Consider the following 24,059-nt stretch of genomic DNA (forward strand, 5'->3'; position numbering starts at 1 on the left):
CGCACTCTCAGCAATGGCATTACCTTCTGGGCCAAGACTCCGGACAGTTTTTGCAACGATACTACAAGGTTTACTGCTGTAAGTGGAGCCAGAGCCTCCGGAGCTGCGTTACCAGGAAGAGCCTGGTAACGAGTATAATTCACCGAGGAATCTGCGCGCTGCGTACCCTAGAAATTAAGCGGTGAAGTATTTGGCTGCTGGGTGATAGGTGATAATTGCGGTTGTTGATTGTTCGGGATAAAGTTGTTCGCTTTCATCCATGTAGAGGTTGATACGATCGCACTTTAACAATTCCAGTTGCTTGTACTGATCCGCCATGTTCGGACAAGCAGGATAGCCGAAACTGTACCGCGAACCGCGATATCTTTGGGCTAGCATATCGCGAATGTTGTCCGGTTCCTCGCTACCAAAGCCCAATTCGCGGCGAATTCGCGCGTGAGTCCATTCTGCTATTGCTTCCGCTGTCTGAACCGCTAATCCGTGAAAGTAGAGATAGTCGGTATATTGATTGTTAGCAAATAACTTTTGCGCGTACTCTGTAGCCATTTCTCCCACTGTGGCTACTTGCATCGGAAATACATCGATTTTACCCGATTCTTTGGGGGCGAAGAAGTCGGCAATGCACAGCCGTCGCGCCGATTTTTGCCGGGGAAATGTGAATGTTGCAGCGGGTGTCGATACCTCTTGCCCGCCATTCATGATTTCGGGCTGATACACATACAAAGAATTGCCTTCAGCTTGACAGGGAAAATACCCGTAAATTGCTTGGGGATGCAACAGCTTCTCAGTAATTATTTTGTGTTTCCATTCCTCCAATTTCGGATAAACTGTCTCAGCTAAGAAAGCATCGTATTCTTCCCGCGATTGGTCTTTTGGCTTGCGGAACTGCCACTGACCGGCAACTAAGGCTTGCAAATCTAAGTGCCAGAAAATCTCCTCAAAGGGGATGTCTTCTCCCTGCAACAGTTTCGTTCCCCAGAAAGGAGGAGTCGGGCGATCGATATCTGCAGCAACTGCTTCTGACCGCCTGGTATCTATCACCACAGGAGTGTCTGCTTTCTTGGCATCTTCTACAGAAGTTTCTGGCGCAGCTTTAGCTTCTTTAACCGCCGCATTATCATCCTCTATTTCATCTAAAAATCCTTGCAAGTCTTCCCATTTACCAGCAGCTTTTGCTGGCATGAGTTTGTCCATAAAGTGCAAGTCGGAAAACGCATCTTTGCCGTAAACGACTTTGCCTTTGTAGGTATTTTGGCAGTCTTCATGTACAAACTTGGGAGTCAAAGCCGCGCCCCCCAAAATTACCGGGACGGTGATTCCTTTCTGGTTGAACACTTCCAGATTCTCTTTCATGAACGCGGTGGATTTTACCAGCAAGCCACTCATGGCAATACAGTCTGCTTTGTGCTTTTCGTAGGCTTCGATGATATTGTCAACCGACTGTTTAATACCCAAGTTAATCACTCGGTAGCCGTTGTTTGATAGGATAATATCAACCAAGTTTTTGCCGATGTCGTGAACGTCGCCTTTGACAGTAGCGATGATGAATGTGCCTTTGGCGTTGTCCCCGGATTCGGACTTTTCCATGTGCGGTTCTAAATAGGCAACTGCCGCTTTCATGGTTTCTGCTGACTGCAAAACAAAGGGCAGTTGCATTTGTCCAGAACCGAACAATTCTCCGACTACTTTCATGCCGTCTAGCAAGAAGGTATTGATAATGTGGAGGGGCGGATAGGTTTCTAATGCTTTGGCGAGTTGGATGTCGAGCCCAATGCGTTCGCCGTCGATGATGTGCTGCTTGAGACGTTCTTCTACGGGAAGGTTTGCGTCTTCTGTCCGATCGCGCTTGGTAGTTTTGCCCGCAAACACCGTTGTCAGGTCGCCCAAGGGGTCGTAAACGCAAATATCGCCGTCAAACTCCCGTTCGTCGTAAATGAGTTTACGGCAGATTTCTTGGTGTTTGGGGTCGATTTTGGCGAGGGGCAAAATCTTATTGGCGCTGACAATGGCCGAGTCCATCCCGGCTTGCATTGCTTCGTGCAAAAACATGGAATTCAAAACTTGCCGCGCCGCCGGATTCAAGCCGAAGGAAATGTTAGAAATCCCTAAAATTACGTGACATCCTGGCAATTCTTGGCGGATGCGGCGGATGGATTCGATGGTAGCTTTGCCGTTTTTTCTGTCTTCTTCAATCCCGGTCGAAATTGGCAATGCTAGGGTGTCAAAAAAGATTTCCTCGGCGGGAATTCCGTAGGCGACGGCGGCGTTATAGGCGCGCTGGGCGATCGCAAATTTTTGGTCAGCAGTTCTGGCCATCCCGTCTTCGTCAATTGTCCCGATAACTATGCCCGCGCCGTATTTTTTCGCCAACTCCAAAACTTGATAAAAACGCGGTTCTCCGTCTTCGTAGTTAGTGGAATTCAGCAAGCATTTGCCGCCCGCAACTTTTAAGCCTGCTTCCATCTTTTCCCATTCGGTGGAATCCAGCATTAAAGGGAGAGTTGCATTAGTCACAACGCGGGAAACTAATTCTTTCATGTCTCGCACGCCGTCGCGGCCGACATAATCAACGTTGACATCAAGAATGTGCGCGCCTTCTCGCACTTGTTCCCTAGCCATTGCTACTAAACCGTCCCAGTCTTCAGCATTTAGCAAATCGCGGCATTTTTTGGAACCGCTGGCGTTGAGTCTTTCGCCGACAATTAAGAAGGAATTTTCTTGTTCGTAGGGTTGGGCGCTATAAATTGAAGCGGCGGAAGGTTCCCAAGTAAATTCGCGGATTTTGGGTTTAAGAGTTTTGCCAATTTCTGATAGTTCGCGGATGTGATCGTAGCGGGTGCCGCAGCAGCCGCCGATGACTTGCACGCCTAAGTCTTCGACAAAGCGCATCAAGGCCATTTTTAATTCTATGGGCGTGAGTTTGTAGTGCGCGTGGCCGCCGATGTTTTCGGGTAAACCGGCGTTGGGAACGCAGGAAACGACGAAGGGTGAATGTTCGGAAAGGTATTTGACGTGTTCGGCCATGCGATCGGGCCCGGTGGCGCAGTTGAGGCCTAAAATGTCGATCGGGTACGGCTGCAAAATAGCTAGGGCGGCGCTGATGTCGGAACCGACTAACATTGTGCCGGTGGCTTCCATTGTGACTGATACCATTAACGGAATTCGCGCGCCTTTTTTCTTAAATACTTCTTCAATGGCATTTAATGCTGATTTAATTTGCAGCACATCTTGACAAGTTTCGACAATAAATAAGTCAACGCCGCCGTCATAAAGTCCTTCTGCTTGTTCGGTAAAAGCGGCGGTGAGTGTGTCGAAATCGATGTGTCCTAATGTGGGCAATTTGGTGCCTGGTCCGATCGATCCTGCGACAAATCGAGGCTTTTCTGGCGTGGAAAATTCGGCGGCGATACCCTTGGCGAGTTCCGCCGCAGTTTTGTTGAGATAATATGCTTTGTCTGCCAAATCGTACTCGGCAAGTACGATGGAAGCGCCGCCAAAGGTGTCTGTTTCGATGACATCTGCCCCTGCTTCGAGGAATCCCCGGTGCACGTTGGCGACGGCTTCCGGTTTGGTGTGGACGAGATATTCGTTGCAGCCTTCGTATTCTTTGCCGCCAAAGTCTTCTGCGGTGAGGTTTTGGACTTGCAGGTTGGTTCCCATCGCGCCGTCGAAGACGATGACGGGGCGTGAGGGGTGGTGGAGTCGATCGAGGAATCTGCTATTCATAAGCGGTCAAAAAAAACGCTGGTGCTATATATTTACAATTTTATCTATTGTGCAATATTGTCAACAATTATGTGACTGTTGGCAAATGACTAATTACTGAAGGATTTAATGCTGCTGACAGTAGTTCGATCGTACCTGTAATTTTACCGATCGCCCTGGATAATTGTCAAAATTCTGTTGTGGGCGAGGCTGCGGGGGGAAAACAGGCGAGTTGCGAGGGATTTTTTCGCTTAACTGCTGACGAATTTTGTCAAAATGCGATCGCCACAAATAAACGAGTTATATAGAAATCCTTGCAGGACTCGTAAAATTTTACCCCACCCCAACCCTCCCCGAACCCGCTGGAAGTCCGTAATAAATTCACAAATGATGCGAGTATTGCTATATAACTAAAGCATTAAGATTTCTTTCTCATTTTTCTGTTGGAAGGTCTTTTAGGCAGTCGCTTAATTTCACTTTCGCCTCCTTGAACTTCTACTTGTTTGAGATTTTCTTCTACTTCTTCTATAATTTCTAAATTAACCATTTTAACATCGCCCCCGCTAATTTCTTCCTCTTCCTCAATCTCCTCCGAATTCTGTTTATTTGCGATTAACTGCACGGCTAACCCAGAAGCTTGAACCAACAATTCTTCGATTTTCTCATGAATTTCAGCTTTTTCATGAATTTCACCTTCTCCCATCCCCTGCTCAATTTCCGCCGCCGGTAAATCTTCCTCGGTAGCAGGAAAGTTATCAATTTCTTGACTAATTTCAGTTTCTCTGATTTCCTTTTCTACTAGCTGCATTGATAACTGCTGCTTTTCCCTTGACAATTCCTCAACCTTACTTCCAAGCATTCTAATCTGTTCGTTGAGAACGCGAATTTCTCGGTTTTGCTGCTGAATCATTTCTTCGGCATCAGCAAGAGTTCGATTTCTCTCTAATATCACCTCATTTTTAGTTTCTAATTCCAAAGCGCTCATAGCCGCTTTAATTACATTATAAAAATGCGGCTTAGATACATCAACTTGTTTAGCATTATGGCGACTTTTTCCCAAAAGTCCAATCTTTTCACCTTGCTTAACAGCCAAGACAAAACCTTGATGATTTTTAATTTTTAATTCTTTGACAAAATCAACTTGAACTAAACTGCAAATATATCTGTGACAGTCAAAATAAAATTCTGCTTTCATCAAAAAGCACCCCTTTCTGCTACAGTCCCGCAGAATTATAGCACGAACATAGTTTTTGCGGGAAATAAAAAGAAATAAATAATCGATAGCCCATTTTGATCAAAACTAAATTTCATCCTCAACAACATCTTCCGGCAACTCTACCACACCCGCAATCAACTTCCAACAAGGGTCATCTCCCTGCCAATCATCGGGGCGCCAAGGCATACTCAAACTCACTGTTACCAAACAAGCTTTTTGCGGTCGATACCCCCATTCTAAGTTTTTAATAAACGCCGGATCGGTAATTGTTGCAGTCAATCTTTGACCATGCTGCGTGACAATAGATCCTTTCCATTTATTACCACCTTCCTTTCTTTTAATTGGCTCGTTTACCGTAAATCTTACTGCTTTGACTAATTGCAAAGTTAGGCGATCGCACATTGGCAAAGACTGCATATATTCCACCGTAACATATGGCAAATGGTTGTGCAAAATATATTCTTGACTGTTGCAATATTTCAGCAAATATGCTGGCGGAACTTTCCCTACTTGCCGCCATTCTCCCGGTAAAACAGAAAGATTTTCACACGCAAAGCCAAAGTCCGGTCCCGTCTGTGCCAGAGGAATTTCTAGAACATCTAACAACGCGGGTTCAAATCTGTTTATCTGCAGCATTTCTTTAGGAATTTTGCCATCTGGTAAGTCGGAAACAGGACGCACCCACTGACCTTGAAGTTCATTAATTCCGGCGATGCACCTGTCGCCGTGTTTCCAGGAATTAGCGAGACAAATTATCCGAGTCATTCGATTTTAGATTTTCGATTTTAGATTCATCTCACAATGATCTAATTTTTTCAATAAATCAAAGATGATTAATTGTGACATTTTTCCACTTCTCGCTGAGATATTCAGCAACTAAGCGGCGGTGACAATTATGAGGTTTTGCTTCGCTACAAAGCAGACACCCGCCGTCTAAAATATCCGATGAAACCTTGTGTTCAATTTGTCTCTCGCCCATCAACCCCAAAAACTTCTGTTCATAAACATCCCAATCTCCCTTTTTCTTTTTATAATCATCCAAAATATCTTGAGTCGGCGCTAAATCCAGAATGTGAACGTACTCAATATTGCCAATTGTTCGCAAAAAATACTCTAAATCTTTCCGCTTAGCAAAACCCGCCAACTGCGACACATTATTCAGCCGCGTATCTATCACCCTGCGGACTCCCGCTTTCATCAAAGTATCAAAAAACTGCTCGGCGCTTTTTTGAGTAAAACCAATTGTAAATAAATTAATTGCTTTCTTTTGTGACATAAGCGATTTCCAATCCGTGACGATAATAAGCTGTTTCTAAATCAACTATTTCCTGTTTAAGTTGAGGCTCTACTTCAAACAAGCTTAGCTGAATTGGCTCATTATTTTTTTTGCCTTTGTTAAACTTGCTCAAAAGTCTTTCTTCTAAATGCGGGTGCGATTCTAAATTGCCATCTGACAGAATGTGATTAATTTGTAAATTAAATTCTTTAACTTTGTGGCAGACTAAAATAGTCCGATGACACGTAATCGGGTCTTTTTCCGCACACATTAAACTGATTTTATAATTGGCTGCGTTTTTGAGCAAGCGCTGAATTCCTTGGGAGAATAGAGGAGTTGCTGCTATGCGATCGTATAAAGCTTTACCGCTAGTATCGTAACAGCTTAAATCTTCTGGTCTCGCGCCCAACTCTTTGCCTAAAAAAACATATTGAATGCCGACACTTGACAAAGAAGCTTTAATTTCGGATTTATTAAAATGAGGTAAATAGCGGCTAAAAGGATGCGATCGCACGTCCGCAACCGCCGTAATTCCGTGTTGTTCCAGCAGCACAACAAACGCTTCAATACTTAGATTGGAGTGTCCGATCGTAAATAATTCCATTGCTTCGATCTTACTATGCAGTCTTTGCCTTGCGGATGAAAGTTTGTGTAGCCCAGTTCTTGCAATTGGTAGACTTCAAGCTGTAGGTTTCTTTAGCAACTTTTGAATTAAAAGTTGCACAGCCAGCAGCATCAAACCCAAAGATGCAAAAGCAAAAACACCCGCACCCAAAGCCACAATCCCCATTACTAAAGTTCGCACAGCCGCGCCAATATTAATCGCAGTCACATTGTCAGAATGAATAGGCGAATTTGCAAAAGTTTGGACGATCGACAAAGTTAGCGCGTACAAAGCAGCCGCAAAGCCACCCGCGATCAGCGAACCCATCACGCACCGCAAAATCGTCGGCGGCGTGGAAGATGCAGAGGTTGCATCTCCAGCCGAACTCAGAGGTTTAGAAGTAGAATTTGGATTAGTTAAATCAGTCATGGCGATTTTAGATTTTAGATTTTAGATTTTAGATTTCTGGTTAATTCACCAAAACTAAAATCGGTCTTGCATGACATATTATCAGTTCTTCGATCTCAATAGACTCTACGAAAAGTTAGATTAATCTTGACCCTCGCCTGTTAGACCGGTTTAACGGGCGATGGCGATCGCACTCTATTCGAGTTAAACCCTCGAAATCGGCGGTTTCGTCTCGTTTCCCTCCGAAAAAATCTGAATTCCAGTATTGCTAAACTGTGCTACCCAAAAATCCAAATCGGGAGAAGCGATCGCACTTTTAACCCGTTCTAAAACTTGCTGAGCCTGCTCTGAAGACTCCGCCAGCGCAAACACCGTCGGCCCGGAACCCGACATCATCGTTCCCAAAGCCCCCGCCGACTCAAAAGCCTGCCGCAACTGCAACACCTGCGGGTACATGGGCAAAGCAACTTTTTCTAAATCGTTGTGCAGCAATTGACCAATTTTCGATCGATCTTTTTGGGCGATCGCCCCAACCATCGGGCCTGAATGCAACCGTTGCCGGCGGCACTCCAAATCTTCCGCTGCACAATAGGAACTACTGAACTGCTGGCGATAAGTTTGATACGCCCATGCGGTAGAAATACTGAGGTTACGGTACTTGGCCAACACCACATAAAAGCCCCCCAAATCAGGCAGCGGCGACAGTTTATCTCCGCGACCAGTTGCCAAAGCCGTACCTCCAGCAATGCAAAAAGGCACATCCGAACCCAAAGTTCCCCCCAACTCTTGCAACTCCGACTGAGTAAGTCCCAATTGCCACAGCAAATCCATCCCGACTAAAACCGCAGCCGCATTTGCCGAACCGCCGGCAAGCCCCGCCGCCACTGGAATCTGCTTGTGAATAGCAATCTCGACTCCGCCATATTTCGCCAAGGCATCGGGGAATTGCTTTGCCAACAAATCCGCCGCCCGGTAGGCCAGGTTATTCTTATCAGGAGGGACTTGCGGGTGATCGCAGCGCACGCGAATCGTGTCCGTACCGATCGGGCGCAAGTCAATTCGATCGGCTAAATCTATGCTTTGAAGTACCATCGCCAGTTCGTGATATCCGTTGGGGCGATCGCCTATGATTTCCAAATACAGATTGATTTTTGCTGAAGCTAACAGAGAATATGAACGCATAGGTGATTAAGCCGCAGGTGAAATAAACCCCTGGTTGAAATTAATTGACACCAGTCCCCGTCCATTTTCTCACAACTCAAAGGAAATATTATGCTGGAAATGTGGAAAACTTTTTTTACTTCCGGGCCATTTATTCCTCACGGCCACTGCTATCTCTGGCATACCCCGTTAGTCTGGCTTCACCTTGCCTCAGATTCTATCATTGCACTCGCGTATTTTTCCATCCCGATTACATTGGTTTATTTTATTTCCAAACGCGAAGATTTGCCCTTTGATTGGATCTTTGCCCTGTTTGGAGCCTTTATCGTCGCCTGTGGCATCACTCACATATTTGAACTCTGGACACTTTGGTATCCTACCTATTGGCTTTCAGGAACAATGAAAGCAATTACTGCCGTTATTTCATTTGCTACAGCCATACTTTTGGTAGACTTAATGCCTCAAGCCCTAGCACTTCCCAGCCCCGCACAGTTAGAATCCGCCAACCGACTCCTAGAAGCTGAAATTATCGAGCGCCAATTAGCAGAAGTTGCACTACAAAAAGCTAAAGAAGAATTAGAAATTCGAGTTGAGGAACGCACCGCAGAGTTACAGTCTCAAACTCAACATTTAGAATTTGCCAACAGACTCCTAGCAGCGGAAATTGTCGAGCGCCAATTAGCAGAAGCTGCACTACAAAGAGCTAAAGAAGAATTAGAAATTCGAGTTGAAGAACGCACCGCAGAGTTAAAGTCTCAAACTCAACAGCTCGAACAAGCCTTGTCTGAAGTGAAGCAGGCTCAATCCAACCTAATTCACAGCGAAAAAATGTCGTCTTTGGGGCAATTGGTCGCTGGGGTTGCTCATGAAATCAACAATCCGATTAACTTTATTTACGGCAATATTACTCACACCGGCCAGTATGCCAATAGTTTGCTAGAACTGGTGAATCTCTATCAAGAGCAGTATCCCAATCCCATACCCATAGTTCAAGAAAAAATCGAGTCTATAGATTTAGACTTTATCATCTCTGACCTGCCAAAAATATTAATTTCTATGATAAACGGCGCTGAGCGGATTTTTGGTATTGTCAAGTCGCTGCGAATTTTTTCTCGCCATGACGAAGCAGAAATGAAAGTAGCCGACATTCATGAAGGAATTGACAGTACACTGATGATTTTGCAAAGCAGATTGAATGCTAAGCCCGGTTTGGCGAATATTCAAGTTATCAAAGAATATGGCAATTTACCCCGAATAGAGTGCTACCCCGGACAGCTAAATCAAGTGTTTATGAATATCTTGGCTAATGCTATTGATGCTTTAGAAGATGACAGCCACAGTGAGTCGATTGCAGTCAATGAAGCTAATTGCCACCTCATCAAAATTTCTACTAAACTTTTAGACAGTGAAGTGGTAGAAATCCGAATTAGCAACAACGGGCCAGAAATAAGCGAATCGGTGAGGAACCAGTTATTTAATCCATTTTTTACCACTAAACCAGTAGGTAAAGGCACGGGATTGGGTTTATCAATTGGCTATCAAATTATCACAGTAAGACATAAAGGCGAATTGCAGTGTATTTCTGCACCGGGCAAAGGTGCGGAATTTATTATTAAAATTCCGATTAGCCTGCAATAAACCTTTAATAATCCCCATAAAACCTAAATTCAACTGTTAGTAGTCACTGCGAAAAGTCCTGATTTAAAAAAATACCCAGGTATCCGAATTATTTAAGAATTCTGGTATCTAACACAATCCTGAACCTCAAACATCGCCCATAATATTATTACTCAAACTGACCCATTGAGCCACGCTTAAATCTTCAGCGCGAGATTGAGGATTTATTTGTAACTCTTCTAGCACTTGAACAAGTTTATCTAAGTCCACAGCCCCTTTCAAATTATTTCGCAGCATCTTGCGCTTGCTACCAAATCCCAACTTAACTAAATTCTCCAAATAGCGCGGATTAACCGCCACAGTTTCTATCTGTCTGGGAAGCAGCCGCACCACGGCAGAATCGACTTTGGGTGGCGGAAAAAAGTCTTTAGAGGGCACATCGCAAATTAACTCGCATTCTGCTAAATACTGCACCCGCACCGACAAAGCGCCAAAGGCTGTCGAACCAGGTTTAGCGTAAAGCCTTTGGGCCACTTCTTTCTGCACTAAGAGGACGATCGCATCGAAGGGTTTAGCCGCAGGAACAGATATCGTTCCCAGCAGTTTTTGCAGAATCGGGCCGGTGATATTATAAGGAATATTGGCAACAACTTTATTGGGATTTTGGAATTTGGGAAAAGCCCTTAATTCAGCCTCTAAGTCCATTTCCAAGATGTCGCCTTGCAGCAGTAAAAAATTGTCGGTTTTGCCGAGTTGTTTGGCTAGCTTGAGACACAAATCTCGATCGATCTCCACAGCAACAACAGACTCAGCCGCAGGCAGCAAACGCCGAGTCAAAATCCCCGTGCCCGGCCCAATTTCCAGGACGCGATCGCGATCCAAAGAAGCCGCTTTCACAATCTTATCTAAGGCTTTCTCGCTTTTGAGCCAATGTTGAGCAAACTGTTTCCGGGGTCTGGTCGATCGCATTTTTTGAATTTTTGGAGAAATCTTAGCCTGTCATTTTATCACAGCTCTATATTTTTTCCTAACCTAGGGTCATGTTTATTTTTGTTAACAGGGGTTGAATTAACCACAAAACTTGGGCACTATAATAAGGACAAACGATAAAAAATAAATTTATTTCTTCCCAATTCCCAACAGCACAACACGGAAGGCACGGATACACGGATAGCTGTTTTTCCAAATAACCAATAACAAATAACCAAGAACCAATTACCAATTTCCCCAACAATGAAATTCCAACGAGTATTTGGTACATTACCCAAAACCACAGCCAGCGCCCCCGGCCGCGTAAACATGCTGGGCGAACACACAGACTACAACGATGGATTTGTACTTCCAACTGCGATTCCCCAGCGCACCACAGTACAAATCGGCTTCAGCAGTGACGATCGACACCATTTTTATTCAGCAGAATATGACGAACTCATAAATTATTCAGACGACGATACCATACCGCAAAAATTCGTCAGTTATATCTGTGGCTGCCTGAGACTTTTAGAAAAAGAAGGATACAAAATACCGCCAATAAATCTCTACATTACCTCGACTGTACCGATCGGAGCAGGTTTGTCCAGCAGCGCCGCTTTAGAAATAGCAACCCTCAGAGGACTGCGCGCGCTGCTGAACCTCCCCATAGACGACGTGCGGCTAGCTCAAATCGGACAGCAAGTCGAAATCCGGTATGCCGGCTTGAACTGTGGCATCATGGATCAAATGGCGTCGAGTTTAGCAGACACCAACACCATGCTATTGATCGACACCCGCAGCCTCGAATGCCGCCCGATACCTTTTCCCACAAACACAGAAATTTTAATAATTGACAGTGGCGAAAGCCATGAACTGGCAGCAGGAAGCGGCTACAACCAGCGACGCGCCGAGTGCGAGGAATCCGCGCGGATATTGGGAGTTAAAGCTCTGAGGGATATCGCCGATCCCCAAGCTGTCGAAGTATTGCCGGAACCCCTTAGAAGACGAGCGCGGCACGTGGTTACTGAAAACAACCGCGTACTCGAAGCGGTAAAATCTTTGCCAGCAAAACGTTTTGGGGAGTTAATGAATGCTTCCCATGCCAGTCAGCGCGACGACTACGAAGTTTCGGTGCCGGCAGTAGACACGCTGGCGGCAATCTTGCAGTCAATCCCCGGAGTCTTCGGCGCAAGGCTGACGGGCGGCGGTTTTGGCGGTGCTTGCGTAGCCTTGGTGGAGAGTGGGAAAGCGGGTGCGATCGCATCAGAGGCGATCGATCGCTACCAGCGCGCGGGTTATAGCGGCCGCGTTTTGGTTCCCGAAATTAAAGTTACTTCTTAACTCCAGAACTATCTCCCGACAGGGAAGGCCAGCGCACAGTCACGATCACCGAATCCTCCTCGGCAGACCAATAATGAGGCACTCCCGGCAGCCAGAGAGCATAATCTCCTTGGCGAGAAAGCAATATTTCTTGCTCTGGAAATTGCAGGCGAAACCGCCCTTTTACCAGGATAGAAAGCGTCGTGGCTGTCGCATTTACCGCCCACTGAGTCCTACAATCTCCGGCGGGGTGAGTGCCCCATTTTACCTCTAAAACAGAAGTCGATCGCGGATCATCTTCAGGCGTCATAAAGTGACCCGCAAACCAACCGCCCCGACTTGCACCTTCAGCGCCCGCATTTCCGAAAATCACTTGAGATGACATCAGCTAATCAGGTAAACAACAAATAGCTTGAGATCACAAACTCTACGTTTTGTACTCAAGGACATCCCGCTTGATCGCGCGTGCCGTAGGGACACTCCAACAGTCCATAGGTGTCAACTTAACGTACAACCGATAGTCCGACAGGGGTTGAAACCCCTGCCTCAAAGCTAAAGTCGTCTGAAGACGACTAATGAGGTTTTCAGTCCTCTTTGAGAGGACTTTTGCTATGAGACAGGGAATTCATTCCCTGGCGGACTAACGGGTGGGCGGGAGGACTGGTGGACAAAAAGCTTAAGTTGAACACCTATGGGCTTGTCCTAAATCCCTACACTCGCCGTGTTCCTACAAGGGCTTACAACCAAAAGTGCGATACTTACTTGCGGCCCGAAGGTTGACCTTCCGTAGTAGCTATTTCCCCAGCTTCCATCAACTGCTTAAAGCGACGTAAATCATTTGCAATTTGCTGTTCGGGAGCTTCGCCAAATAGTTTAGCAGCGCCAGCACCAATTGCACCGCCCGGAGGGTTGTATTCGATGACAACTTTTACCTCTGTACCCCGTCCCGCTGATGCCGGTTGAAAGCGCACAAAACCAGAATTGTCAACATCAGCTCCTTCAACAGACGCCCAAGCAATTAAGCGATTTTCTTCTTCGCGGACAATCTCTGCATCCCATTCCACACTATTGCCGATCGGCGCGCTGGCAATCCAGTGAGAACGTTTTTCATCGATGACAGTAACGTGTTTGAGATGCTTCATAAACCGAGGCAAATTTTCAAAATTGCGCCATAAACGGTACAATTCATCAGCCGGTTTGTCGATCGTCACCGTCTTTTCAACTTTAATGCTTTGATTCGGATCGGCAGCAGACTGCAAACCCTCCACAACCCCCAGCCCGCGAGCCGCTAAACCACCGCCCGCTACTGCCAGCAAAGCACCTCGCAAAGAACGCTGCGACAAACCAAAAAGCACCAGCGCGCCGCCGCCAATTAAAGATGCCCAGCGTTCGGTATCGGCGCTGCTACTTTGGTTTTGTTTGTCGGAATTTGTCATTGAAGTAGATTCCATTGGTTTAAACCTGGTAAATTAATAGCGAAAAATAGCAGCTAAAGGCGCCTCGTTTGGCACTTTTTCCGGCGGCATCGCGTAAACCGTTCCGCCGTTGAGAATAGTTTGAATTGCTGCGACATTCAACAAATCTTCGTCACCCAATTCTGCATCGGGATGGATTTGCACCGAGTTCGTCTCGGGATTAAAGCTACCCCACTGCTGAACGCCAAGAGCAACAAACAGTCGATCGACCCGTCCAAAATAAGCAGCCGAAACAGCTTCTTTCAAATCAGCAGAAATTTTATCGCTGGTTCTGCTCGGACTGGCTCTAGCAATCCCACCGCTTCTTTCTTATCAAATCCGTACTCTACTATTTTGTCTTCAGCCTCTCTGATTAAATTTTTGAACCGAATCGGATTTTGTTGAGTTTCTGTTCCTTGAGCGACTGCCATATGAATAGAGACGCACAATCCAGCAGATTGTTGTACCAGCGCTTTGATTCCTTCTACAGATATTAAGTTCACCGCTGAAACTCCTTTTATAAAGGGTTTTGTAATAAAAACAACAGATTGTTTAAAATGTATCTTTGCTGGCGCTGCTCTTGCGTCTGCCTAAAGTAATGATCGCCTGCTGTATATCCTTTCATCCCCGGACTAAAACGGGGTTTCCAGCCGCTGTTCCAATCGAACTGCTTATGACCTAAGATAGACGGCGCTAACTCGGCCGCTAGTTTACCATAATTTAGTTTAGTCGGCTTCCACTACTGGTTATATCTGATGAAAACAAAAATGTTTCTGGGGTTGCTATGGGCAACATTTATTGCCTAGATCTTGCTGCTAGCTCCTCTCGATCAGCCCGGAACGCTAACAGTTCTTGAAAAAATGCTCAAGTTGCAGCTAGAAGGAATTAACCCCTACCTTGTCACCATATTCGCTCTCATGGGAGTGTGGCCGATGGTATACGCTTGCCTCCTATTCATTGATGAGAAAACCCAAAATATATCCGCTTGGCCTGCTTTCATCGCTTCCAACGGCGCCGGTATCATCGGCTTAATTCCCTACTTACTCCTCCGCCAGCCCCAGCCACAATTTTCCGGCCGCAAAGATATGTTGATCAAAATATCAGACTCTCGCTGGACAGGCATTGTACTTTTACTAACTACTATCTGGCTGTTAGCTTGGGCTTGGTTAAATGGAGATTGGGGAGATTATGTCAGGCAGTGGCAATCAATTCCTTTTGTGCATTTAATAACTTGGGATTGTTGCTTGATGGCTGTAATATTTCCCTCACTTTTGGGAGACGACATGGCACGTCGCGGACTCGCGGACGATCGCATTTTTTGGGCAGTCTCTCTAGTTCCGCTGTTAGGGCCGCTAGTTTATCTTTGTCTGCGCCCCCCTCTGCCAGAATCTGCAACAGAAATCGCCACTTTCCCACTGACAGCCAGAAATTGAAACATTGAAAAATTTGGTAGTGTTCAAGATGTAATGAATATTCAAGCCGCAACGGGATTAACAAACGCTCAAAAAGCGACATGGAAAGCGTTAGGGGCGATCGCGTAGTCTGGGTGTACCGTGGAGAAAGATTTTAATTGTCCTGAAAATCTCGATCGCCACTTATGAGGTGACTCTATGGAGCCAAATGATACATCGGCCCGCTACGACCGAATTGCCCAATGGTGGCAAACTGAGCATCAAGATTCAACCTACGGGATTGCCCAATTAGAACGGGCGATCAAATTTACTTCTAAGCAGCACGCAGCACTTGATGTCGGGTGTGGAAGCAGCGGACGCTTTATTAACAGCTTATCCAAGCATGGATTTCAGCCTGAAGGGCTTGATATTTCTAGGGAAATGATCGATTTAGCCGAGCGGCTACATCCAGAAATCACGTTTTACCGCGAAGACATTTGTGATTGGCTGCCGCCGAAACTTTACAGCCTGATTGCAGCGTGGGATAGCACGTTTCATCTGCCAATCAACAAGCAAGCGCCTGTGATACAAAAGCTATGCGATGCGCTTGAACCCAATGGAGTCATCCTGTTCACTTGTGGCGGCGGACATACAAGCAGCGAGGTTTCGGGAGCATTTCAAGGTCAAGACTTTGATTACAGCACTTTGGGTGTAGATACTTTCGTGCAAATTCTGGTTGAGCATCATTGCACCTGCCGCCATCTCGAATATGACCAGTATCCTGAAAATCATGTTTATATCATTGCCCAAAAGACCTAATTTATCATTCGCACGATTAAGCTGTGGGATGTCGCAACTGGGCGCTGTGTGAGGACGTTGATGGGCGATCGGCGGTATGAAGGCATGAATATTCAAGGGGCAACTGGATTAACGATCGCTCAAAAATCGACGACATTGAAAGCGTTAGGGGCGTTGGTGTAACGTGTGTCGAGATTAGGGCGATCGCGTTAACTCAGCGCTTAACTTGCGGATCTTGAGTGGTGAAATTTGGTAAGATTTTGCAAACTGAGTTCATGCCGCAACAGGTTACGCCATAAGCCATTTAGAGGAAATAGACGTTTCGCTTTTAATAAAAAAGCACATTTAATTGGTACAACTCAAGGATTTCTGATTCTTGACTCCATTCGGCAATTCCTCATTCACCCATAACCCAAATAGGAGAAATACCTGATGCCTACATTCAAATACAACCGTTTAGACAAGAATAATGCTGCGGTTCTGCTGGTCGATCATCAAACTGGACTGTTCTCACTTGTGCGTGATATTGGTGCCGCCGACTTCAAAAATAATGTGCTGGCGCTAGCAAGTGCAGCCAAATTTTTCAACCTGCCTACAATTTTGACAACTAGCTTTGAGCAAGGCCCCAATGGAGTCCTCATCCCTGAACTGAAGGAGAAGTTTCCAGATGCTCCGTTTATTCCGCGTCCCGGACAAATCAACGCTTGGGACAACGAGGACTTTGTTAAAGCAGTAGAAGCAACAGGTAAAAAGCAATTGATTATTGCCGGAATTGTTACTGATGTATGTGTTACTTTTTGTGCGCTTTCGGCATTAGAGGCAGGTTATGAAGTTTTTGTTGTTACCGATGCCTCTGGAACCTTCGATGAAGCCTGTCGCTATGCAGCTTGGGATCGAATGTCTCGTGCGGGAGTTCAGTTGGTCAATTGGTTTAGCGTTGTGTGTGAATTGCACCGTGACTGGCGCAACGATATTGAAGGATTGGGTAGTCTCTTAGCAGAGTTTATTCCTGACTACAAAAACCTGATGACCAGCTATGCAGCAACGGCAAATGCTGGAGCTCCCAATAAGTAGTGAGAAAGCGCCTAGTTTATTTAGCTGGTTTGTAACTGAGTTAATATTGTCATCGCTAGGTTATTAATTTTACGTGAAGCGTAGCGGTGACAAATACTTGGTTGTAAGTCACGTATAGGGTATTTTTAATAGCTCTTGCGTCAAAAATTGTAACTATTTTTCTAGTCATTTCATCTCATGCCTAACCTGCGCGAGCGCATTCGTTAATCTCCCTTCTGTTTCACGAATAGCTGGCAAAAATTGCCGAGCAATTTGTTGTCTCTAGGGTAGTTGTTCAGAATAAAAATTTTCTCTTCGTTAATTCTTTAAATTCTATGTTGGAAGAACCGTTGGCGAGCAATACAAGTGAAGACAACTATCTAGTCACCACTGTGATCTCTCATGTCGTGAAACCGGGGCGCGAGGAAGGTTACGAAGCATGGTTTCATGGCATCGCCGCAGATGCACGAAAATTCAAGGGACATCTGGGTGTCAGCACTATTCGACCCCAGCATCACGCCCATCCTGAGTACGTGGTCATTCTCAAGTTCGATTGCTACGACAATCTCAAGGCCTGGCTAGAATCTGATGTTCGGCGAGAGTGGATTGAGCGATTGCAGCCTTTGATTGAAAAGCCAGAAGAGATTCAAACCCTGACCGGATTGGAAACCTGGTTTACGCTGCCCCATAAATCGATGAAGGCTCCACCCCCTCGCTACAAAATGGCGTTAGTTACATGGTTGGGAGTGTTTTGTACCATTTCTATTCTCAATCGTTTGCTTGTACCGCTACTATCTGGGCTTCCTGCCTTGCTCACATCTCTGATGATCACAGGTCTCACTGTTATATTGCTCACCTATTTGGTCATGCCACGCTTAACACAATTATTTCGCAAATGGTTGTATCCCATTCCCTAAAGTAAACAAACAAAACCCGCTAGATGCGGGCTTCATTTTAAGAATTGCAATTTAACTCACTACTAGGACTTAGGCCTAAACCGGGTTTTTTAGCACAATAGTGCATTTGAGACTTTAATACTGGTGAAAAACCCGGTTTCTTTGGTATTTCTGAGTAACTCCTAACTACATCACAACTGCACTAATTAAAGTTTGCACATTTTGTACAAGAGCAGTAGTAAAGTTATGAGTCACAGGCAAACTGTCAACCACTATTCCGGCGCACAAGAGCATCAGGTACAGAATAGAGTATTTGAAGAGCGATCGCGCAACAATCTTATCCTCTGGAGTCTGCAACAGCAACCAAGCTTTTTGGGCAAAAATAGCACCGAGGAAAATAGCTGTTCCCGCATACACCGCACCCGCTAAATGCAGGGGATAAACTAGCAGCAAAGTTGCAGGAATCATCAATAGCGTGTAAATCCAAATTTGGCGGGCTGTCTCTTCGTCGCCCTCAATTACAGGTAACATCGGGACGCCTACTTCCTTGTATTCATCGCGAATCATCATTGCTAATGCCCAAAAATGCGGCGGTGTCCACAGGAATATAATCCCAAACAGCAGCCACGCACCCCAACTCAAATCTCCCGTAACCGCAGCCCACCCAACTAGCGGGGGAATCGCCCCTGCTGCACCGCCGATGACGATGTTTTGCACGCTGTGACGCTTCAGCCAATGGGTGTAAATTAGGACGTAGAAAACGATGCCTGACATTGCTAGCAATGCGGCTAATAAGTTGGCAACAACTGTGAGCAATGTAAAGGATATTGTAGCTAGGGCGATCGCAAATATCAAAGCATCCCGTTTCTTGACACGCCCTGAAGGAATCGGCCGCCAGCGGGTGCGCTCCATAATATAATCGATGTCACTGTCGTAGACACAATTAATCGTATTCGCCGACGCAGAAGCTAAAGCACCTCCAGTAATAGTTGATACCAGTAATAGCGGATCTACTTCTCCTTTGGCGGCCATCCACATTCCTGCTGAGGTAGTGATTAGTAGCAGTAAAATAATTCTGGGTTTTGTTAGTTGATAGTAACTTTTCACAACTTGCGAAAAGTTTTCGTGGAGGCGGGGCCTGTCGTTGGTAAGGATTTCTTGCATCGGTTGTAAGCTGTTAGTAATTATTTGTGAATTCGTCATTAGTCATTAGGTTGTAGGGGCGGGTTTTACGAGAAATATTTGGTGTAGCTACAAGGATTAATAAACCCGCCGCTTCTTACTCTCAAGCTGATAAAACTCGATCGCGCCAAGCTAAAACACTAAAAGCTATCAGGGTTCCCAGCAAAGCAGCACCGACTGCTTGGTGGGCGACTGTCAGCGGTTCTACCTGAAGGTGCAGCCGGAAAGTTGCTAATCCTAAAACTAATTGAGCAATTAGGCAAACACTCGCCCAATGAGCCAGTTTTCGCAAGTTTGGACTCAGTGCAGGCTGCCGCCAAGCCATGACTGCTACGGCTAAAGTCGCTGCGGTAGCGGGTACGATACCGGCGATGTGGCTGTTCATTACCGAGCACAATTCTGAGGAATCCAAACATTGGTGCAGTGCCCATCTAGAGCCTACTAATGCTCCTAGCAAACTTTGCAGGTAAACTAACAATGCTGCGATCGAACTTACCCAAGCTAATTTGCCGACATTTCCTGTAGCTTCGTAGGGAGTCAGCATGAAACCGATGACTAGCAGGGCGGCAAAAAATAGTAAAGCTGTTCCCAAGTGAGCGGTAACGATGTCAAATCTCAGCAGTTGTGTTACTGTCAAGCCGCCCAATACGCCTTGAAAAACGATTAAAAATAGTGCTCCGGCGCTCGCCCAAGGCAGCCATTTTGGCAGGCGGCTGCGGTAAAACAAAGATAGTCCTAAAAGTGCGATCGCGCTTAAGCCAATTGCCGCAGCGTCCAATCGGTGAAACCATTCCAGAAATACTTGCAAATTCATTTGCGCTGCGGGTATTAATTGACCGTAGCACAGTGGCCAGTCGGGGCAAGCGAGCCCCGCATTCATGACTCGCGTGGCGCTGCCTACAGCCATTAACAGCCAGGTTGCGATCGCAATTTTCCACACTAGGCCGCGGATAATATCTTTTGGCTGCCACTGCACTCCTGCTGCTGCGTTTGGCTGATTTAAAACTGAGTTTGCCATGGAATTTACCTTAGCCTTTGTTATCGATCGAACTTAATTAAATATCGAGGTTTTGCTTTGACTGAGCTTAGCCTAGCTTAACACTCTTTTTCTCTGACCAACCGTCATTTTTACTACCTTAGCGACACTTTTATCCAATTAGTTTGTCTTTATATTTTTTTCAACTTTCTTCTTTATATTACAAAAGATGTCCTTTATTTTGTCAAACTTAAAAAAACTTTAATCTTTCCCCGCCCCTGGATAATTAAAAACTCCCCCGCTGTCGAGACTCTCCGGGAAAATAAAGATATAATTAAGAAAAAGAATTTAGGTGATGATTGTGATAAGAGGGACTCAAAAATGTTTACAAAAAGCTAAACAACATAAAAAAACCTATAAAGTAGGATTCGCAGCAAACTATATTGAGCTGATTGTTCTACCCTAGTAGTGAAGTATGACGGCAGATAAAACGGCAGTCAACAAGTTAAGCAAGTTATAACCCAGCGACTCTTTACTCCAGGCTTCGTAGCCGCGAGCAAGCTGTTCAAGGATGGAAAAAAACAAGAGAAATGCCAGCTTCCCTGTTGGCCCTAGTTGGCTGCATAGCGATCGCATTCCACCGATCGCAGACTTAGGAGACCCGGTGCCTGAAACAGCACCAGAAATCACACTAGAAATGGCTCCCACCCCCAGCAGCGCCAAATACGGTAAAGGAGCCAAACCCTCAGAGACGGGACAATCTGCAGGTATCACAGTCAACCTCAGTGGGATCTAAGCTGCTACACAGCTAGATTGTATAATATCCAGATCAAATAAATTAACAACTGCTAAAATATAGGTAGATGTCAGCCCACAATCATCTATCTCAAGTATGAGAATTAGCATAATTGCTACATAAATTATTAAATGAAAGAGAACTTGTTATTAAATGCTTTACATCCCATACATTGCTCGTTGCCGAACTTCTTAAGTCGTTGAATCTAAAACCTAAAATCTAAAATTCTGCAGCCATGTCCCAAAAAAATGAAACCGCTGTTCTGGTATTATCGCTCCTAATTACGATCGGGCTAGCCGGTGCAGGTATTTGGTGGCTGACAAGCCGAGGCAGCATCAATGTCGGGGGTTTATCACCCCAAAATCCGACTTTTCCCAACTCTGCGACGGGGAATTCGCCGCAATCAGAGCAGGCAATTGGGCAGCGTCTGAGTGGTGGCGAAAAACTGTTACTTCCAGAGCAAGCCACAACAACCAAACAAGCAGCAGTACAGGCGATCGCATCTGGCAACTATAACGCAGCTATTTCCGACTTACAAGCTTCGCTGAAAACCAATCGCAACGATCCCGAAGCACTAATTTACCTCAACAACGCCCGCATCGGATCTCAAAAATCCTACACAATTGCAGCAGCAGTTCCCATTGGCGGCGATATCAATGCTGCTCTAGAAATTCTGCGGGGGGTAGCTCAAGCTCAAAATGAAATCAACCAAAGCGGCGGCATTAGCGGTACTCCATTAAAAGTGGTAATTGCTAACGATGACAACAAGCCAGAAATGGTGGCACAAATTGCCAGTGCTTTGGCAAATAACTCGGAAATTTTAGGAGTCATCGGGCATTTTGGTTCAGATACAACGCTAGCAGCCAGCAAGATTTACCAGCAAAAACAATTAGTAGCAATTTCTCCGACAAGTACGTCTGTGCAGCTCTCAGGAATTGCCAACAATATATTTCGGACAGTGCCGAGCGATCGGTTTGCTGCGAATGCTCTTTCTCGCTATATGGTGGGAAAATTGCAAAAGCAAAAAGCTGCTATATTTTTCAATTCGACCAGCAGTTACAGCAAATCTTTAAAAGATGAATTCACTACGGCTATTTACGGAGATGGAGGACAAATAGTATCAGAATTTGACTTTGCTAAGGGAAATTTTAATGCCGCCGATAGCGTTAAAAGTGCGATCGCCCAAGGAGCAGAAGTGATTATGTTAGCATCCAATTCAGCCACGATCGACCAAGCTTTGCAAGTAGTGCAAGTAAACGCCAAACGGCTGCCATTACTAGCAGGAGACGGTGCTTATACTGCTAAAACACTGCAAATCGGTGGCCCAGGAACAACAGATATGGTGCTAGCTGTTCCTTGGCACATTCTCGCAGATCCGCAGTCAAACTTTCCCCAAACATCCAAACAACTTTGGGATGCTGAAGTAAGTTGGCGCACAGCTTTAGCCTACGATGCGGCGATCGCGTTAATTGCCGGTTTAGGGCGCAATCCGACTCGTACAGGCATTCAACAAGCTTTATCGGCGTCAGATTTTTCGGCAAATGGAGCATCGGGGCCAATTCGGTTTTTACCTTCGGGCGATCGTAATCGCGCAGTTCAGTTAGTAACTGTTAAACCCGGAAATCGCACCAGTTACGGTTACGAATTTGTGCCGATATCCGGTTTGTAAACTATTAGCGATCGCCCAATTTAGGTTATACTATTCATTGGTAAGTTCTAGGGCGGGTCAATCAAAAATGCTTACAAGATGAGTAGTTATCTGCCACTAAAAAACTTGTATGGTAAAAGATCGGTTTCATGATGTTGTTAAGACGGGTTTAGAAAAGCAGGGTTGGCAGATTACGGCCGATCCGTATGAAATCAATGTTGATGATGTAGATTTTGAGATTGATTTAGCCGCGGAACAACTGTTAGCCGCCCAGCGAGATCATCAGAAAATAGCTGTAGAAGTTAAAAGTTTCATTAGCCCATCCAATGTTTCAGATTTTCATACTGCATTGGGACAATTTCTCAATTATCGCGATGCGCTTGAACAATACTTCGGACAGTTTTATATCTAATCGAGTGTCCGAAACCCAGACTGGCTATATGGTGGACTATTATTTCAAGGTTTAAGTAAGCGCCCTAAGTTTCCTAAAATGCGTTAAAAATGGCAGGGCTTTCTCGCGATCGGCTTACAGGGCCGTTAAAAAACTGTCCGAAGTATTGCTTGAAATGATTGAACCAGATCGCCGCCTCTATCTAGCGGTGCGAGTGCCAATTTATGAAAGTTTCTTTCAACGACGGTTTATTGTGGCGGCGGTTCAGCGATATCAACTACGATTGATGATTTATGATGTGCAACAGGAGGTTATTGTTCAATGGCTATAGAGCAATATCGGCAATACATTCGTCATCTTCTTTCAGAACGGCGAGAGCGCATTTCGATACAACGCAATACGCAAGAATACGAAGTGCAAACCCTTTTCGATACGGAGCAAGATCATTATCAACTTCTATATGTTGGTTGGCGTGGAAATAGACGCCATTTTGGCTGTATTCTGCATCTTGATATCAAGGGTGGAAAAATTTGGATTCAGCATGACGGTACTGAAGTCGGAATTGCGAACCAACTCGTCGAACTGGGAGTGCCTAAAGAAGATATTGTTTTAGCATTCCATGAACCCGATGTACGCCAGTTTACTGATTTTGGCACTGGGGAACCCGCCCTCAGTCTCGGGTAGCTAAATTAGCTATAACCGATTGGGCGAAGGAGTTATTTCTGCGACATAATATTGACCTACATATAACTTACGCAAAAAACCCGGGTGAGACGAAAAATAGTGGCTCTCTCGCCTGAGAGATTGACGGAGAAACCGGGTTTTTGCCCCTGCATACGTCCGGGAATGATAAATCTAAAATTTTCAATTCATATCCCCAAAAAATCAGGTATAAGTAGTCAAGCAAAATTAATTATATATTTTCCCTAAAGCCTCGAAAGATATTTGACACTGCCTCAACTAAATTCTCCCATACTTACTTCTGTTTGATTACTACCAAAGTAATGTCATCAAATACTTTTTGCTCCCCAATGTATCGCCGCACGTCGTCAATAACAGCTTGCTTGATTTCTGCTGCTGACTGTCCCCTGTTAATGGCAACAACTTCAATCAATGGGTCAATACCGTATTGAGCTTGATTCATATCAAAAGCTTCCGTAATTCCATCTGTGTAGAGTACGACAACATCCCCGGA

Annotated in this window: 25 protein-coding genes and 1 pseudogene; 11 read left to right on the forward strand and 15 right to left on the reverse strand. The window is 45.4% G+C overall.

Features of this window, described 5'->3' with window-relative positions; all coding sequences use genetic code 11:
• Positions 1–174: 174 nt before the first annotated feature.
• The 7 genes from metH to ispE form a co-directional block, all read right to left on the reverse strand.
• Positions 175–3,726 (reverse strand): methionine synthase, encoded by a 3,552-nt coding sequence (gene metH, locus QUA77_RS01510; protein ID WP_333449026.1) that lies wholly within the window; start codon positions 3,724–3,726, stop codon positions 175–177.
• 397 nt (positions 3,727–4,123) lie between these two features.
• On the reverse strand, positions 4,124–4,900 hold the full coding sequence (locus QUA77_RS01515; protein WP_333449027.1) for a hypothetical protein: 777 nt from the start codon (positions 4,898–4,900) through the stop codon (positions 4,124–4,126).
• A 105-nt stretch (positions 4,901–5,005) separates the two neighbouring features.
• Positions 5,006–5,686 (reverse strand): dual OB domain-containing protein, encoded by a 681-nt coding sequence (locus QUA77_RS01520; protein ID WP_333449028.1) that lies wholly within the window; start codon positions 5,684–5,686, stop codon positions 5,006–5,008.
• Positions 5,687–5,744: 58 nt separating this feature from the next.
• Positions 5,745–6,197, reverse strand: coding sequence for a DUF488 domain-containing protein (locus tag QUA77_RS01525; protein ID WP_333449029.1), 453 nt, complete (start codon positions 6,195–6,197; stop codon positions 5,745–5,747).
• Positions 6,175–6,801 (reverse strand): DUF488 domain-containing protein, encoded by a 627-nt coding sequence (locus QUA77_RS01530; protein WP_333449030.1) that lies wholly within the window; start codon positions 6,799–6,801, stop codon positions 6,175–6,177. The genes QUA77_RS01525 and QUA77_RS01530 overlap by 23 nt, the downstream gene beginning before the upstream one ends.
• Positions 6,802–6,876: 75 nt before the next feature.
• Entirely contained in the window at positions 6,877–7,230 is a 354-nt protein-coding gene (locus QUA77_RS01535; RefSeq protein ID WP_333188503.1) for a DUF3082 domain-containing protein, read from the reverse strand.
• 183 nt (positions 7,231–7,413) lie between these two features.
• Positions 7,414–8,391: a 4-(cytidine 5'-diphospho)-2-C-methyl-D-erythritol kinase gene (gene ispE / locus QUA77_RS01540; protein ID WP_333039268.1), complete on the reverse strand. Its 978-nt coding sequence runs from the start codon at positions 8,389–8,391 to the stop codon at positions 7,414–7,416.
• A 90-nt stretch (positions 8,392–8,481) separates the two neighbouring features.
• Between ispE and QUA77_RS01545 the strand changes: the two genes are divergently transcribed.
• Positions 8,482–10,008 carry an ATP-binding protein gene (locus QUA77_RS01545; protein ID WP_333449031.1) on the forward strand — a complete coding sequence of 509 codons (1,527 nt, stop codon included), beginning with the start codon at positions 8,482–8,484 and terminating at the stop codon, positions 10,006–10,008.
• 126 nt (positions 10,009–10,134) lie between these two features.
• On the opposite strand, the gene rsmA is transcribed toward QUA77_RS01545, so the two are convergent.
• On the reverse strand, positions 10,135–10,956 hold the full coding sequence (gene rsmA / locus QUA77_RS01550) for a 16S rRNA (adenine(1518)-N(6)/adenine(1519)-N(6))-dimethyltransferase RsmA (RefSeq protein WP_333449032.1): 822 nt from the start codon (positions 10,954–10,956) through the stop codon (positions 10,135–10,137).
• Positions 10,957–11,220: 264 nt separating this feature from the next.
• Here rsmA and galK point away from each other — a divergent pair, with 264 nt between their 5' ends.
• Positions 11,221–12,300, forward strand: a complete 1,080-nt coding sequence (galK, locus tag QUA77_RS01555) for a galactokinase (RefSeq protein WP_333449033.1) — start codon at positions 11,221–11,223, stop codon at positions 12,298–12,300.
• On the opposite strand, the gene QUA77_RS01560 is transcribed toward galK, so the two are convergent.
• The 4 genes from QUA77_RS01560 to QUA77_RS01575 all read right to left on the reverse strand — a co-directional run bounded on the left by QUA77_RS01560 (position 12,290) and on the right by QUA77_RS01575 (position 14,236).
• Positions 12,290–12,664, reverse strand: a complete 375-nt coding sequence (locus QUA77_RS01560) for a signal peptidase I (protein ID WP_333449034.1) — start codon at positions 12,662–12,664, stop codon at positions 12,290–12,292. The genes galK and QUA77_RS01560 overlap by 11 nt on opposite strands.
• A gap of 373 nt (positions 12,665–13,037) precedes the next feature.
• Positions 13,038–13,730 (reverse strand): SRPBCC family protein, encoded by a 693-nt coding sequence (locus QUA77_RS01565; RefSeq protein ID WP_333449035.1) that lies wholly within the window; start codon positions 13,728–13,730, stop codon positions 13,038–13,040.
• A gap of 18 nt (positions 13,731–13,748) precedes the next feature.
• Positions 13,749–14,000: a hypothetical protein gene (locus QUA77_RS01570; protein ID WP_333449036.1), complete on the reverse strand. Its 252-nt coding sequence runs from the start codon at positions 13,998–14,000 to the stop codon at positions 13,749–13,751.
• The gene (locus QUA77_RS01575; RefSeq protein ID WP_333449037.1) at positions 13,997–14,236 is read right to left on the reverse strand and encodes a hypothetical protein; all 240 of its coding nucleotides are present in this window, start codon (positions 14,234–14,236) and stop codon (positions 13,997–13,999) included. The genes QUA77_RS01570 and QUA77_RS01575 overlap by 4 nt, the downstream gene beginning before the upstream one ends.
• Before the next feature lie 357 nt (positions 14,237–14,593).
• Here QUA77_RS01575 and QUA77_RS01580 point away from each other — a divergent pair, with 357 nt between their 5' ends.
• The 4 genes from QUA77_RS01580 (at position 14,594) to QUA77_RS01595 (ending at position 17,892) form a co-directional block, all read left to right on the forward strand.
• Positions 14,594–15,166: a DUF2834 domain-containing protein gene (locus QUA77_RS01580; protein ID WP_333449038.1), complete on the forward strand. Its 573-nt coding sequence runs from the start codon at positions 14,594–14,596 to the stop codon at positions 15,164–15,166.
• 177 nt (positions 15,167–15,343) lie between these two features.
• Positions 15,344–15,943: a class I SAM-dependent methyltransferase gene (locus QUA77_RS01585; RefSeq protein WP_333449039.1), complete on the forward strand. Its 600-nt coding sequence runs from the start codon at positions 15,344–15,346 to the stop codon at positions 15,941–15,943.
• Positions 15,944–16,354: 411 nt separating this feature from the next.
• Entirely contained in the window at positions 16,355–16,996 is a 642-nt protein-coding gene (gene ycaC / locus QUA77_RS01590; protein ID WP_333449040.1) for an isochorismate family cysteine hydrolase YcaC, read from the forward strand.
• 314 nt (positions 16,997–17,310) lie between these two features.
• On the forward strand, positions 17,311–17,892 hold the full coding sequence (locus QUA77_RS01595) for an antibiotic biosynthesis monooxygenase (RefSeq protein ID WP_333449041.1): 582 nt from the start codon (positions 17,311–17,313) through the stop codon (positions 17,890–17,892).
• Positions 17,893–18,057: 165 nt separating this feature from the next.
• Here QUA77_RS01595 and QUA77_RS01600 read toward each other — a convergent pair whose 3' ends face one another.
• Both QUA77_RS01600 and QUA77_RS01605 read right to left on the reverse strand, forming a co-directional pair.
• Positions 18,058–19,035: a heme o synthase gene (locus tag QUA77_RS01600; RefSeq protein ID WP_333152056.1), complete on the reverse strand. Its 978-nt coding sequence runs from the start codon at positions 19,033–19,035 to the stop codon at positions 18,058–18,060.
• A 121-nt stretch (positions 19,036–19,156) separates the two neighbouring features.
• A complete protein-coding gene (locus QUA77_RS01605) occupies positions 19,157–20,071 on the reverse strand; it encodes a heme A synthase (RefSeq protein WP_333449042.1) in 915 nt (304 codons plus the stop codon).
• Between the two features lie 529 nt (positions 20,072–20,600).
• Here QUA77_RS01605 and QUA77_RS01610 point away from each other — a divergent pair.
• From QUA77_RS01610 to QUA77_RS01630, 5 genes and pseudogenes are all read left to right on the forward strand, one after another.
• Positions 20,601–20,825: a hypothetical protein gene (locus QUA77_RS01610; RefSeq protein WP_333041873.1), complete on the forward strand. Its 225-nt coding sequence runs from the start codon at positions 20,601–20,603 to the stop codon at positions 20,823–20,825.
• A gap of 235 nt (positions 20,826–21,060) precedes the next feature.
• Complete coding sequence (locus QUA77_RS01615; RefSeq protein WP_333449043.1) at positions 21,061–22,494, forward strand: ABC transporter substrate-binding protein; 1,434 nt, start codon at positions 21,061–21,063, stop codon at positions 22,492–22,494.
• Between the two features lie 109 nt (positions 22,495–22,603).
• Positions 22,604–22,861, forward strand: a pseudogene (locus QUA77_RS01620) (element excision factor XisH family protein); the annotation flags it as partial.
• A gap of 169 nt (positions 22,862–23,030) precedes the next feature.
• Entirely contained in the window at positions 23,031–23,195 is a 165-nt protein-coding gene (locus QUA77_RS01625) for an element excision factor XisH family protein (RefSeq protein WP_333449044.1), read from the forward strand.
• Positions 23,186–23,548, forward strand: a complete 363-nt coding sequence (locus QUA77_RS01630; RefSeq protein WP_333449045.1) for a XisI protein — start codon at positions 23,186–23,188, stop codon at positions 23,546–23,548. Before QUA77_RS01625 ends, QUA77_RS01630 begins: the two co-directional genes overlap by 10 nt.
• Before the next feature lie 292 nt (positions 23,549–23,840).
• Here the strand turns inward: QUA77_RS01630 and QUA77_RS01635 are convergent.
• A partial coding sequence (locus QUA77_RS01635) for a SpoIIE family protein phosphatase (RefSeq protein WP_333449046.1) occupies positions 23,841–24,059 on the reverse strand: 219 nt, incomplete at its 5' end.

This window comes from Microcoleus sp. K5-D4 (assembly GCF_036704575.1).
In the GTDB taxonomy this organism is placed as follows: domain Bacteria; phylum Cyanobacteriota; class Cyanobacteriia; order Cyanobacteriales; family Microcoleaceae; genus Microcoleus.